This is a genomic window from Pseudoalteromonas sp. AWH4_217 (assembly GCF_056161105.1).
The window spans coordinates 157,868-171,041 of record NZ_JBSWYM010000005.1; the positions used below are offsets into that span (position 1 = coordinate 157,868).

10 protein-coding genes are annotated in these 13,174 nt (G+C 46.6%); 3 read left to right on the forward strand and 7 right to left on the reverse strand.

The genetic code is table 11. The features are described from left to right. The first annotated feature begins 241 nt into the window (after window positions 1-241). The gene (locus ACXAH1_RS07525) at window positions 242-700 is read left to right on the forward strand and encodes a hypothetical protein (RefSeq protein ID WP_253043886.1); all 459 of its coding nucleotides are present in this window, start codon (window positions 242-244) and stop codon (window positions 698-700) included. A gap of 45 nt (window positions 701-745) precedes the next feature. On the opposite strand, the gene ACXAH1_RS07530 is transcribed toward ACXAH1_RS07525, so the two are convergent. From ACXAH1_RS07530 to dinG, 7 genes are all read right to left on the reverse strand, one after another. Further along, window positions 746-1,543: an NPP1 family protein gene (locus ACXAH1_RS07530; RefSeq protein ID WP_475195399.1), complete on the reverse strand. Its 798-nt coding sequence runs from the start codon at window positions 1,541-1,543 to the stop codon at window positions 746-748. 90 nt (window positions 1,544-1,633) lie between these two features. Next, window positions 1,634-1,795 (reverse strand): YbaM family protein, encoded by a 162-nt coding sequence (locus ACXAH1_RS07535; protein ID WP_475195402.1) that lies wholly within the window; start codon window positions 1,793-1,795, stop codon window positions 1,634-1,636. Further along, entirely contained in the window at window positions 1,792-2,064 is a 273-nt protein-coding gene (locus ACXAH1_RS07540; RefSeq protein ID WP_054014142.1) for a late competence development ComFB family protein, read from the reverse strand. The genes ACXAH1_RS07535 and ACXAH1_RS07540 overlap by 4 nt, the downstream gene beginning before the upstream one ends. 108 nt (window positions 2,065-2,172) lie before the next feature. Beyond that, complete coding sequence (locus tag ACXAH1_RS07545) at window positions 2,173-3,096, reverse strand: histone deacetylase family protein (protein WP_475195405.1); 924 nt, start codon at window positions 3,094-3,096, stop codon at window positions 2,173-2,175. Window positions 3,097-3,116: 20 nt separating this feature from the next. Then, on the reverse strand, window positions 3,117-3,716 hold the full coding sequence (locus ACXAH1_RS07550; RefSeq protein WP_475195409.1) for a primosomal replication protein: 600 nt from the start codon (window positions 3,714-3,716) through the stop codon (window positions 3,117-3,119). Continuing rightward, the gene (locus tag ACXAH1_RS07555) at window positions 3,713-4,492 is read right to left on the reverse strand and encodes a TSUP family transporter (protein WP_475195413.1); all 780 of its coding nucleotides are present in this window, start codon (window positions 4,490-4,492) and stop codon (window positions 3,713-3,715) included. Before ACXAH1_RS07555 ends, ACXAH1_RS07550 begins: the two co-directional genes overlap by 4 nt. A gap of 3 nt (window positions 4,493-4,495) precedes the next feature. Further along, window positions 4,496-6,565 carry an ATP-dependent DNA helicase DinG gene (gene dinG, locus ACXAH1_RS07560; RefSeq protein WP_475195414.1) on the reverse strand — a complete coding sequence of 690 codons (2,070 nt, stop codon included), beginning with the start codon at window positions 6,563-6,565 and terminating at the stop codon, window positions 4,496-4,498. A gap of 67 nt (window positions 6,566-6,632) precedes the next feature. Here dinG and ACXAH1_RS07565 point away from each other — a divergent pair, with 67 nt between their 5' ends. Both ACXAH1_RS07565 and ACXAH1_RS07570 read left to right on the forward strand, forming a co-directional pair. Further along, complete coding sequence (locus tag ACXAH1_RS07565; protein ID WP_475195416.1) at window positions 6,633-8,975, forward strand: DNA polymerase II; 2,343 nt, start codon at window positions 6,633-6,635, stop codon at window positions 8,973-8,975. A gap of 518 nt (window positions 8,976-9,493) precedes the next feature. Then, window positions 9,494-12,142, forward strand: coding sequence for a TonB-dependent receptor plug domain-containing protein (locus ACXAH1_RS07570; RefSeq protein ID WP_475195419.1), 2,649 nt, complete (start codon window positions 9,494-9,496; stop codon window positions 12,140-12,142). Window positions 12,143-13,174 lie beyond the last annotated feature (1,032 nt).

Here is a 13,174-nt window from a genome sequence, read left to right on the forward strand (position 1 = left end):
TAGACATCAATCAGGTCATTGACCGTGATTTGATTACCGAGCTAGCTGTACACCGGACCCCAGGTGTTTGGGTCATTCTTTTCTCAGTTCACAGCAAAAAATGTCATGAAAAAATTCATTAATTGACTACTTTTTGACAACAATTTCCGGTAAGCTGCGCGCGCATTCTGGAGGATGCCCGCATTTGCCATGCAGGGTTTCGATCTAACCGAGATAAATTGAGCTTAGAAGGAGAGTTGAGATGTTTGTTGCGTTGAAGTGGGACCATCAGATTGGTGCCCATTTTGTTTCCTGGATTGTGGTTGAATGCTCGGCCGTAAGAGAAAAGTTTGGTCTGCCACAGGCCTTACCACCGCGGCGTGATGTCGCCTATTTTGTTGATCCAGCCACAGCTGAGGAAGACGCAAAAGCCTTTGCTGATTATAAAAACGGCATTACTAGCATTGAGAGTTGTGCAGATTATGCCCCTTATTTATCTGATCACCATGGATTCTGCCACTATAGCTGGGACCATACTTATCTGGAAGAGCTGGTGAAGCACGCTGTGCTGTACTGGGAAGATGGCCAACATAAGCGGCCTGAGCCGGTGCGCGACGATGTCGCTTATTTCGCTTGCCCGAAAGACTCTGAATCAGATAGTCGGTTTTTTGCGCAGTATAAGCTGCATACATCCACTGAGGCATTCGCGAAGTCTGCTTAAAATTGAGCAGAGCAGGCCCGCACTAAGGCGGGCTGACAGAAAGGGTTACTGTGCCGCTAACACGTCTGCAGTCGTGAAAGTAGGATATTCCGAGGGCTTGAAGCGGTTAAGATTAGTTAAAAAGCGACTGTCTTTTACTGGTAAGGTCGCTGAGCCATAATCGTATTGATTTAGCTTGTCGCGCAATCCTTGATTATCTATGCCATCTCCGGACATTTCGTACCAGCTGATGATTGCTGGTGTAACAAAGCGATTATATCCATTCTCTGCCGCTTCATTTGATTTAGCAAAACGAAATGCGTGGGTGAGAATGCCGTCTTTGTGGTAGACAATTTTCAGATGACCATTTTCAAAGGGTAATTCGTTAGCCGGTTTGGTATACAAATCACCATGGGCACTGTAACTGCCGTGAGTGACCTGACCGTCTTTAGTCCATACTGCGGCATATTCCCAGTCATGGCGGTGGCCACCTCCAAAATAAGGGAACACCTGATCCTTTTTGAAGTACATTGCATAAAAGTGGCCACAGTAACGACCTTGTCCCGTCTCTGCGCAGGCATAACGGTGCACGGTATTTGAGGTGGCTAAAAACTGGCTGTCTCTGCAACTGCCACCCAAACTACCCGACGTTTTAAGTCCTGCATTTTGCTGTCCGGTCCGGCTTATCCCTGCGCTCGGCAGACAGCCATCTCCGTCAAAATCGAACACGGGTTCTGTACCGTTGATCACATATCCGTCAGGCAGTGCTTGATCAAGTGCGGCGAAATCATTGGCCAGCGCGCCACCGCTTAATAAAGTAGTGGCGACAAATAAGGTAATAGCACGTGGATGGTTTGTTGTCATAATCGTTCCTTACATCATAGGGGTTGTCATTGTGAGGCGACAATATGACATAAGGGTAAATGTGATGTGAAGTTTTTTGTTCTTTTAAAGTTAACTTACTTCCGCATCCAGTTTTTTTGTGAAATCGGCCTGAACTATCTCGAGTGCCGCCAGCACTTGCTCTGCGGGTACTTCGTTTTGCTCGAGTAACATGATCAGGTCTACGGCGAGCTTGATGTGTTCAGGTGCGCTTTCTAGTGTTTTTTGGGTCATGGTTGAAATTGTTTCTTTTTCGCAATTTGTGCCAGTGCGTAATCCACGGCTTCTTTGACTTTGGCTTCCATTTCCGTTCTTTCGTCGGTTGGGAGGTAAAACTCCATGTCTACGTCATAACGAATGTAACGAGCTGGCAAACGGTTTAATGCGGTACAACACAGGTCTGCCATCACGTCTTCATCGTATTTATGGTCAAGGCCTCGTTCTTCAATGTTTTCGAGCACAATTTTCTCGTAATAATTGTGCAAATCATCATGAAGTTTCATTGTAGTGCTCCATTTTGAAGTTATTGTAATTGTACAACATAAACCACCTCTGTGGTTAATGTTACCAGCAATTTTAAAACCTGCAAAATGCCACTTTATGTGGGTAGTTTATTGTGCAGAGGGCGTGTTGAAGCGTTCTGGCCAGACGTGCTGCAGCGCGATAAAGAGTTGCTGGTGAACGTCAACAAGCCGGCTGATATTACGCTGATAACCACCTCCAAGTGCGGCCATCAGGGGAGTTTGATGCTGCTTTGCATGGTTCAATACTTGAGTATCCCTTGCCAATACGCCTTCCAGACTAATGTCTAAATGCCCGAGCTCGTCACGATGGTAAATGTCTGCGCCTGCGTTATACAGTACGATGTCTGGCTGATGAAGACGAGTACACAGATTCAGGGCTTCATCTAGTGTCGTGAGGTAAGTGTCATCTGAACAGCCGGTGGGTAAGGCAAAGTCGTAGTCGGACGCTTGCTTCAGCTTGGGAAAGTTCTGCTCACAATGGAGTGAGCAGGTGATTATCTGCGTGTCTGATTTTAGGATCTCAGCACTACCATCACCCTGGTGTACGTCACAGTCCAGCAGTAATACTGTGTCGGCCTGTCCGTTTTTGATAAGAGTTCTGGCGGCAATGGCGAGATCGTTGAAAATGCAAAAACCGGCAGCTCTGTCGCTGAAGGCATGATGATAGCCACCGCTGAGGTTGGCAGCAAATCCGCTGCTCAGCGCAAACTCCGTGGCTTCGAGTGTCGTACCGATGGAGCGTAGTGTTCGTTCAACCAATTGCGGCGACCAGGGAAAACCCATGCGTTTAATAGCACTAGCCGATAAAGTACCATCGAGGAACTGTGCAACGTAATGTGCATCATGACACACCATGAGTTGCTCAGGTGTGGCAATACGCTTTGATTGCGTAAGCCATTGTGCACACGATGTCTGTGTTAGCTGCTGATAAAGCAGACGATATTTTTCAATCGGAAACCTGTGCCTTGGCGGTAAAGAGAGGTCACTATAACTAGGGTGATAAAACAACATAAAAGAGGCAATTTTCCATATCAGAAGCGGGTCTGTTTTTCTTTTTGCTGGATTTTGTCTTCAGTGGCACTGATGGCCTTGCGACATCGCCCGAGCCGACCATGTAACGCAAGAATTTCTTTATTAAGCTGACTGGCCTGCTCTGGCGTTGCTTTTATCAGCTGATCCTGACGCAGCGAGATCATTTCTTGCAGGCGCCTTTCAAATTCATGGTTTTGGGACAATTCCTGATACAGCTCATGGGTAGGCTGCATGATCTTTTTGACGGCCTGACGAAAGACTTTTGCCTTCTTATGGGGCTGGAAACGGTTTTCTTTCGCCCACACGGGGGTTGATTTCAGCACTTTAATGATGGCTTCAATCTGTTCACCTATGTGTTCTACGGCATATTGTAGCGCATGGCGTTGCGACTGCGGAGGTAAATGTGCCAGTGCCTCTTTGACTTCATCTACATAGTCGCTGAGTTTGAGGCTTTTACTACGAAACACATGACTGTCAAACAGGCTGGGTTGTGACTGAATATAGCGGTTTTTATCAAACCATTTTGCGTTATCAAACTGCCGGGCGTGATGTTGCAACTCTTCAACGCGCAGCCTGAGTTTCTCCAGTGGCTGACTCATACCATATAGGCCTCAAAAATAAGTTTTGCTGTCAGAATAATCACCACAGTATTAAACAGGGGTTTGATCAGCCGACTACCAAACTTTATCGCTGAATGCGCCCCAAGCCAAGCACCCAGCATTAAAAATGCACCCATAGCCAGGCCCAGTAGGTAATTTACATGACCCAGTGCAACGAAAGTGATCAGGGAAATAAAGTTCGAAACAAAATTCATCGAACGTGCAAGACCGCAATTAAGCAGCAGGCTCATCTTATAAAGCATATCATTGGATGCGGTCCAGAAAGTGCCGGTCCCTGGGCCCGCCAGGCCATCGAAAAATCCCAGTGCCAGGCCTTGCAGCCACTGTTTGACCTTGAGTACGGCGGTTTTTTTGGGTAAGTCTATGGAATCACTGTGGCTCATTCTGCCAAACAGGCTATACAGAGCAACCAGCAAAATAATGACAGGAATAAGCTTATTCAGGAACTCAATACTGAGTGAGTCGACCAATAAAGTGCCCAGAGCAGCACCAATGGCGGTGGCAAGCACGGAAGCTGCCCAAAACCTCGGGTTAAAGAGGTTTTTTTTGTAATAAGTAAAGCTGGCTGTCAAAGAACCAAAGCTGGCTGCAAGCTTATTGGTACCCAATGCCATGTGTGGAGGCAGGCCCGCAGTGAGCAGGGCGGGTACAGTGAGCATACCACCACCACCGGCGATCGCATCAATGAATCCTGCGGCCAGTGCAACCGTACATAACAACGCCAAGGTGGCTGGGTCTAAAGCAAATTCGAGCATGGATCAGTCTATTTGTTTCGCAAAGGGTGGCAGCGTGTCCAGCATCGCCTTGCCATATCGTTTGGTGACCAGGCGTCTGTCGAGTATGGTGATGCGGCCAGAATCCGTTTCTTTGCGCAGCAGTCTACCACAGCTTTGGACTAATTTCTTGGCAGCATCTGGCACCGTAATCGATAAAAATGGATTTCCTCCTTTAGACTGAATGAATTCAGCCTGTGCCTCTTCAACTGGTGACGTAGGAACCGCAAAGGGGATCTTAGTGATCACCAGGTTCTCCAGGTACTTGCCTGGCAAGTCTAACCCCTCAGACAAACTCTGAGTACCAAATAAAATACTACCCGCGCCTAAATCAATGGCGGCACGGTGGCGCTTGAGCAGCTCTTCTCTGGACAGTTCGCCCTGCACCAGGATCTGCCAGTTTTGTTTGCGCAGCTTGGCAACCACGTGATCCATTTGCCAGTAGGAGGCAAACAGCACCAGGTTAGCCTTTTCCTTGTCCAGATAGTCGGGTAGCGCTTCTGCAAGATAATCACTGAAGGCTTTGTCTGTAGGTTCCGTTTTGGTCTGTGGAATATGCAGCTTGGCTTGTTTGGCATAATCAAAAGGAGAATCGGCTTTGATATATTTGACACCGGGTTCGTTGCTGAGTCCGCTTTCTCGCGCAAAGTGGTCGAAGTTACCCATAGCACTTAGCGTGGCAGAACATAACACGGCCCCGGCACATTCGCGCCAAAGGTTATCTTTTAGATAAAACCCCACTTCAATGGGACAATCACACAATAGGTAGTCATGATGGTGCTTGTAGTCCAGACGTTTTATCCAGCGTGCATGCGGCGTGCCTTCACCTTTTGTGGCATAGCTGAACCATAATTTATTGAGCTGCTCGAGGCGATTAATATACTGACCGCTTTCTGCCAGTATGGGATCGGCAATAAAGCTCTGGACGTCACCGTCGTTAACATCCAGGGTCAACGCATCATGCATTTTGCTCAGTGCGCGCAGTGCATCCTGAGTGGCATCGGCGATGTCTTTGGCGCGCTCTTTGAGTTGCTCCGGCACTTCGCCATGCAAAAAACGATGGGTATCATCATCGTTGTAGCTATAGTCAGATTGATCCAGCATGTCTCTGACCTGTCGGAGTACTTTGCCCGCATCATTGGCTGCGTCATTGAGCTTGAAATTTTGCCCGATGGCTTTTTGTGACACGACGACATTGGCCATTTTACCGCTGAACTTGAGCAGTTTGTCCAGCCACTCTATCGTACCTTTAATTGTTGCTGCTGCGGATGAGAAGTCCCGGGTAATATGCGGCAAATGGTGGGCCTCATCGATAACGTAAAAGGTCTCTTCCGGGTCACTCAAAATGGTACCGCCACCGAGTTCCAGATCGGCAAGTAAAAGGGCATGGTTGATCACCAGTACATCCATTTGTGCGATTTTCTGCCTGGCCAGGTGAAAAGGACATAAGTTGTGAGACTTCAGCTGTCGTTGGCAAGCATGTTTATCGCAGGCGATGAGGTTCCAGACTTTGTCTGGGATGGTATCGGCCCAACTGTCTCTGTCACCTTGCCAGCGTTTATCCTGATAGGCTTTTGCCAGTTCTTGTAAGCAGCGCTGTTCCATTGCTGACAAAGGTGAGCTGGTTGTCGGCATCAGAGACATTTGCGTTTCTTCACCGCTCACTGCAGCCATTAGTTTTTGCACACAGATATAACGCTGGCGACCTTTAACGAGATCAAATTTAAAATCGAGGCCGGAGTGTTCCTTAAAAAAGGGCAGTTCTTTATTGAGTAATTGTTCCTGTAGCGCAACGGTGGCAGTTGAGATGATCAGTTTTTTCTTTTTTGCCAGTGCCATGGGCAGAGCCCCCAGGCAGTATGCCAGTGACTTACCCGTACCGGTCCCTGCCTCAATCACACAGATACGTTGAGATTTGTGATAGTCACCACCCAATGTTTTAGCGATTTCTGCAACCAGATAGTTTTGTCCGGCGCGAGGGCGGAAGCCTTCGAGTTGTTCGGCAATGTTGGTGTGCGCCTGACGTATGGTTTTTTTTAGAGAATCTGACAGCATGTAGGATCGCTTAAGCAAAAAAGTATGGATATAATTACAGGTATTCTATTCTAGGCGGGGATCCCCTTTGGCACAAGCGGTATATCAGGGCTTTATCCTTTCACGGCAACAGATCCATCTAAACAACCGATTGCACTTATGTTACTGGTTGAAATCTGCGCAAGGCTTGCTAAAAGTGATCACTGAGCCGCAGCAGGCGGTGTTGTTTATCCGCACTTCAGATGCTGAAAAAGCCCGTTCCCGTTTGGCCCCAGTCACCTCTGGTGTTGAATTTAAGCCGTTAACGCTCAAACACCTCGACCAGTCACCGGTTACCGGTTTATATTGCTCTACTTTGAGTGATTTCTATCAGATTAAAGAGAGTCTGACCGATCATATTATTCTGTATGAGGCGGATATTCGTCATGCCGACAGGTACCTGATGGAGCGGTTTATTCGTGGAGGAGCCTGGATATCTGGCCATGCTGTAAAAAAAGCAGGGTACACAGAAATCCGTCAAGCACGGCTAAAACCATCGCCGCAATTTGTCCCTGAGTTGTCTATGTTGTCGCTGGACATTGAATGCAGCGGGGAAGGTGTGTTGTTCTCTGTTGGGCTGGTCACGGAGTCACAACGACTTGTAATTATGATAGGCGAGCCAGAAACCGCAGAAGTAAATGTGCGCTGGGTTGCCGATGAGTTGTCATTATTGCAGGCTCTGGTTGAGGAAGTTAACCGCATGGATCCGGATGTGATCATCGGTTGGAACGTCATTGAATTTGACTGTGCGGTATTAAATGAAAGAGCTGAAGCGTTGGGTGTCTCGCTGAGTTTTGGGCGAGATGGTACCCCCATGCAAGTATCGAAAGGGAACTTTACCCGGGTACTCATAGCAGGTCGGGTGGTACTGGATGGTATAGATACCATGAAAAATGCCACCTACCATTTTGAAACCTTTAAGCTGGCTTATGTCGCTCAGCAAGTGCTGGGGACAAGTAAATTAATCGAACAGGACGACAGGCTCGACGCGATCATACGCCTGTTTCATAAGGATAAGCCGGCACTGGCGAGTTATAACTTGCAGGACTGTGTACTGGTCTGGGATATATTTACTAAGCTGTCTTTGCTGGAGTTTGCTATCGCCCGTACACAGTTAACGGGCTTGGAGCTGGAGCGTATGGGTGGATCAGTGGCTGCATTCACCAATTTATATCTGCCCCTATTGCACCGTAGTGGGTACATTGCACCTAATCTGGGTGAGCATGGCCTGACATTTGACAGCCCTGGGGGCTATGTGATGGATTCACGGCCGGGGTTGTATCAAAATGTATTGGTACTCGATTTCAAAAGCCTCTATCCCTCCATTATACGCACCTTTCATATCGACCCTATGGGTTTGATAGAAGGACTCAAGTCGCCTCAGGATGCTATCCCCGGTTTTAATAAGGGGGCTTTTTCCCGCACTCAGCACCATCTACCCAGATTAGTCGCACAGCTGGCGCAGGCACGCCAGGAGGCCAAAGACCGGGGCGAGAAAATGCTGCAGCAGGCCATCAAAATTATTATGAATAGCCTGTACGGTGTTCTGGGGTCACGGGGCTGCCGTTTTTACGACCCTCGATTATCCAGTTCTATTACCCTGCGTGGTCACGAGATTATGCAAACCACACGAGGCTGGATTGAAGAGATGGGATATGAAGTTATTTATGGTGATACGGATTCCACCTTTGTATGTGTGCCTGACTGCTTGTCTGCCGCCCAATGTCAGCAACTAGGTAAAAGTCTGATGAAGGAAATCAATCTGCGCTGGGCTAAACACATTGAGTGTCATTTCAATTTGCCAAATTATCTGGAAATTGAGTTTGAAACACATTATAGCCCCTTCTTTATGCCAACTATCCGGGGTCAGGAAACAGGGTCTAAAAAACGCTATGTTGGTCAAATTCAAACAGAGCAGGGCAGTGAACTGGTGTTTAAAGGACTGGAAACGGTGCGCAGTGACTGGACTGAAATTGCGAAAGAGTACCAACAGGCGGTCATCAGGGCCCTGTTTGATGGCCTGGATGTGATTTCAGTGACGGAGCAGTATATTGCCTTGATCAACAGTGGCCAGGCAGATAGCAAGCTCATCTATAAGAAACGTCTGGGTAAGCCCCTTAATGCCTACGTTAAGAATATTCCGCCACATGTCAGGGCGGCAAAAGAGGCACATAGTCAGGGTATCAACAGGGCACTCTCAAAAGGAAGCCAGGTTGCTTACTATATTAGTAGGTCTGGCCCTAAACTGGTAAGCGGAGCGTTAGTCAACCCGGATTACAGTCATTATATAGAAAAACAGATCTTACCTATTTATCAAATGCTACCGGATATCGATCTGGAGGCCATCACGTTACATGGCCAGCGGACGCTGGATCTGTCCTCAGATTTGTAATTGCGTGCAAGCGGTTCTTTAGCCGCTTGTAAGCAAATCTTTTTTTCAGTCTATTTGCCACTCACCGTTAGAATCCCACCAATGGTAAAGCTTTATTTGAATGTAAACACATACTAACTTTTTTGAAAATGGATTGTTCGGTTAAAATTTTTTGCATAAAAAAACAGCGAACAGACTGAATTTTAAAATATTTTTATTAACCAAAATGCGACTTGCATTTATTTCCTGACATTGCTCCTTGCATTTTTTGTGAGCAACCCTTTTGTGAATTCAATTAAAAAATGCATTTATTTTGAAGTGAGTGGTAATTAACTTTAAAGGGCTGTTAAATCCTTGGGTTTTGATTGTGTTTTTGGTGTGCCTGTCTGTTAAGTTGCGATGGTTTGACGCTTAACACAGGTCGCGATTAGTATCCGTCGCGAAAATTCAGAGCCTGCTGAAATTAGACTCAGCAAGCTCGTTATAAATACCAACAATACTCATGCTTACCGCCACGAGTAAGCCCAGGGAGAAAACACATGTTGAACACTAAAGTAACTAAGGCCGTGCGTTTAGCACTGGCATTTGGTGCTGCGTCTACGGCTGTGATTGCACAGTCAGCCACTGCACAAGACGGTGTCGAAAAAGTAGAACGCATTGAAATCACAGGCTCGCGTATCAAGCGTGTCGACATGGAAGGTGCAAGCCCGGTTGAAGTTATCTCTACCGCTGAATTCGAAGGTCAGGGCCGAGTCTCTGTTGCCGAAGCACTGCAAAGCGTGACTTCTAACAGCTTTGGTTCTGTTATCCCAAGTTCTGGTAGCAGCGGTCAGTCACAGTCAACAGTAAGCTTGCTGGGTGCCGGCGCGGGTCGTACTTTGGTACTGATCGACGGTAAGCGTATGGGTAGTTCACCTTCACTAAATGGCGGTGGTGCTAACCTGAGCTCAATCCCAATGGCGGCGGTAGAGCGTATCGAAATTCTCAAAGATGGCGCTTCAGCTATCTATGGTTCTGACGCGATTGCCGGCGTTATCAACGTTATCCTGAAGAAAGACTTTGAAGGTGTGTCTTTTGATATCCAGGTTGGCCGCCCTGAAGCAGAAGGTGCAGACTCTAAGCAAATGTCAATGGCATTTGGCGTAAGTTCTGACAGAGGTAACATTACATTTGTCTATGACCACCAGCAGCGTAACCCAATTTTTGACCGTGACCGTAGCTACACAGCGGCGTCTATGGAAGATACAAATGGCGATGGCCTGATCTCCATTTATGATGAGACAGTGGGTATCAGCTATTCTGGTGCCACTATTAAAGGCCCTAATGGCATGCTTGCATCACCTAAGTGTGATGAGCTGACTAAAAATGTCGATGGGTTTGTCGGTGTACTTGACCAAGGTAGCGCATTAGGTGGTGTTGGCGGCGGCCAGGTTTGTGGTTATGCATTTGCTAACGTTTCTGCCAACATGGCATCGACAAAGCGTGATTCTGCGATGGCGAGCATTACATATGAACTAACTGATGACCTTGAGCTTTTTGGTCGTGCTATGTTCAGCCGTAATGATTCATTTGGCCGCTATGCACCAGCTGCTGCAAACTGGAATGACATGGCTGCTGACAATGAGCACAATCCGACTGGCGAAGTTACAAAAGGTTACTTCCGTTGGTATCAGCTGGGTAACCGTGACGGTGAAGTCACTGATTATCAGCAAGACTACACGTTGGGCCTGAAAGGTTCTTTCGGTGACACTGCTGAGTGGGAAGTGTCTTATCACAAGGCTAAGCTTGACTATCGTGATGCCGGTCGTTACTACCTGAGTAAATCAGGTTTGTCTCATAACACGTTAAACAATATTCCACTTGATTCTGAGAAAGGTATCGCAAATATGCGTGCCACTACTTACACAGAGAACCAAAGTGAGCTGGACCACCTGTTTGCCGGTATCGGTTTCGAATTTGGTGAACTGGAAGGCGGCGCAATTGCTCACTATTTTGGTGGTGAGTTCTTCGATATGACGTTGAATTCTCGTTACGATGCACAAAACGAAGCTGGTCTTATCGGTGGTAGTGCTGGTGGCTCAGGTGCCGGTGAGCGTGATGTCACTGCAGTTTTCTATGAAGTGGCATTTCCAATCTTGGATAACTTAACTCTGAGCGCGGCATATCGCTACGATGATTACAGCGATTTTGGCGGCGAGGGTAACCCAAGTGTGAAGCTGGACTACCGTCCAATTGATGATCTTTTACTTCGAGCTTCTTACTCAGAAGGCTTCCGTGCCCCTTCTTTGAAAGAGATCAACGCAGCAGACTCTGTTGGTTACCCAAGTGCGATTGACTATGTACTCTGTGACAAGCTGAAAGCCGAAAAGAAAATTAAGCCTGATGCTAAATGTACTGAAGCTGCCTATGAAGAGCTGCGCCAGGGTAATAAGGAACTGGGCCCTGAAGAGTCAAGCTATATGAATTTGGGAGTTGTGTACTCTGGATTTGAAGATGTATCAATTAAGGTTGATTACTTTGAGCTTGAAGTTGAAAATGTTATTGACCTGGTTACAGTTCAAGACCTTGTTGACTTGCAGACTGCGGGTACTTACGACGCGTTTATTGCAGACAGACCTGAAGTGAAACTGGTGCGTAACGCTGACGGTTCTATCGAAAAGGGCTATACCCAATACGATAATGGAGCCTATATGTCGCGTAAAGGCTTCGATGTAGATGTGTCTTATAAGCTAGAAACCGCTTACGGTGACTTTAAATTCAGAAATGTGACAACAATTCTGACTGAAGTGGGCGAGGATATCTATTTTTCTGGTCCGACAAGCGATGCTAAGAAAGCGCCTGAGCAGCCAGCGTTCCGCTCTCAGTTCACAGTAAACTATGCCGTTGACAACTATACAATCAACTGGACAACAGATGTGATCGGTAGCACGTATGCGACCGAGACTAAAGTGCTTGGTGCAGATAAGCAGCATATCGTTGAATATTCGGGGACATTACCGACTTACGTGACGCACAACCTGAACATGAAGTACTACAGCGATGGATACGGTACGTTCACTTTGGGCGCACGTAACCTGTTCGACAAAGGCGTTGTTTATGACAGCAAAGGCTTCTATGAAGATTATCCTCTATACAACGCAGGCCACATTGGTCGCGAAATCTTTGCAGGATACAACATCAGCTTCTAATTTGCTGACCAGCGAATTGAAACTGAGCGCGTTTTAAGCGCGCCTTAAAATATAAAAATCCGACTTCAGAAGTGATGTCGGATTTTTTTGTACACCACGAAATGCATCGAAATGTTCTTTTCTGCACAGTTAGGGTAGTTAAAATGCTTATTACTGCGACGTTTGACCACAGAGCATTTTATCAAGACAGTCGCCTGTCGTTCCCAGATAATAAACACCCATACCGGCGGAAAGTGTGTCAGCAGATTTGTGGTATAAAGCCATATCGCAACCGACCAACACTCATGTACTAACCCCTTTGAAAACCCAGTTAATGACGGCCACAAAGTTTCACTGTGGATGGTTCTGAAAACCTGCTCCCGCCAGGGCAGACTTGGTACCTCAGATTGATATTTGACTCAGCAAAGTCTCGCTTTTAATGGCGACAGAGTTTGCCGTTAAACAACAAGTGCTATCGAAGCAAGGAAATGTTACCGCTTAAAGCAACAATCATTTTTCTGTGCGCAAGAGTTGTTACAGGTCACAGTGAAAGGCTAATTTGCTCATGTGTGCTGAGCACAAAAGAGAAAGCATCTGATGAAAGCGTACCTAAAATCGGATTTATGCAGGGAGAATGGAAGGTGGGATTTGTGTGACAAATAGCCAGTTCACTTTCTAATACCGAGGGACTTGTAGAATTGCACAAATTTTCTATTGCAGTTATAACAATAATTTAACTGTTTCAAAGAGACGAGTGAGCGGTCTATTGTCCTCTGTGCAAGGTTTCTGAGTGCTAACTTGTTAAAAGGCGTAAAACCTCAGTCTGAACACCCCGAAACGCAGATAAAATTGGTACCCTGTCACCATGTATCCTGCTGCTTTTAGCTCAAAAAAGAGGCAGTTTGAGTGTAAAATAAAGTGTAAGATAATTTTTTTAATGTATCTTTTTGTTATTTAAGGTTTTTGTTGTTTTTTTCGTGGTGTTTTTATTCCGATTTTGAAAAAGGTTGTTGACCTTTTGTTTTTCATGCGATTAGTATGTTTCACCAATAT

Excerpts from the sequence above, each read along its gene's own strand:
- ACXAH1_RS07525 (WP_253043886.1), top strand. The coding sequence starts at position 242 with ATGTTTGTTGCGTTGAAGTGGGACCATCAGATTGGTGCCCATTTTGTT.
- ACXAH1_RS07530 (WP_475195399.1), bottom strand. The coding sequence starts at position 1,543 with ATGACAACAAACCATCCACGTGCTATTACCTTATTTGTCGCCACTACT.
- ACXAH1_RS07535 (WP_475195402.1), bottom strand. The coding sequence starts at position 1,795 with ATGACCCAAAAAACACTAGAAAGCGCACCTGAACACATCAAGCTCGCC.
- ACXAH1_RS07540 (WP_054014142.1), bottom strand. The coding sequence starts at position 2,064 with ATGAAACTTCATGATGATTTGCACAATTATTACGAGAAAATTGTGCTC.
- ACXAH1_RS07545 (WP_475195405.1), bottom strand. The coding sequence starts at position 3,096 with ATGTTGTTTTATCACCCTAGTTATAGTGACCTCTCTTTACCGCCAAGG.
- ACXAH1_RS07550 (WP_475195409.1), bottom strand. The coding sequence starts at position 3,716 with ATGAGTCAGCCACTGGAGAAACTCAGGCTGCGCGTTGAAGAGTTGCAA.
- ACXAH1_RS07555 (WP_475195413.1), bottom strand. The coding sequence starts at position 4,492 with ATGCTCGAATTTGCTTTAGACCCAGCCACCTTGGCGTTGTTATGTACG.
- dinG (WP_475195414.1), bottom strand. The coding sequence starts at position 6,565 with ATGCTGTCAGATTCTCTAAAAAAAACCATACGTCAGGCGCACACCAAC.
- ACXAH1_RS07570 (WP_475195419.1), top strand. The coding sequence starts at position 9,494 with ATGTTGAACACTAAAGTAACTAAGGCCGTGCGTTTAGCACTGGCATTT.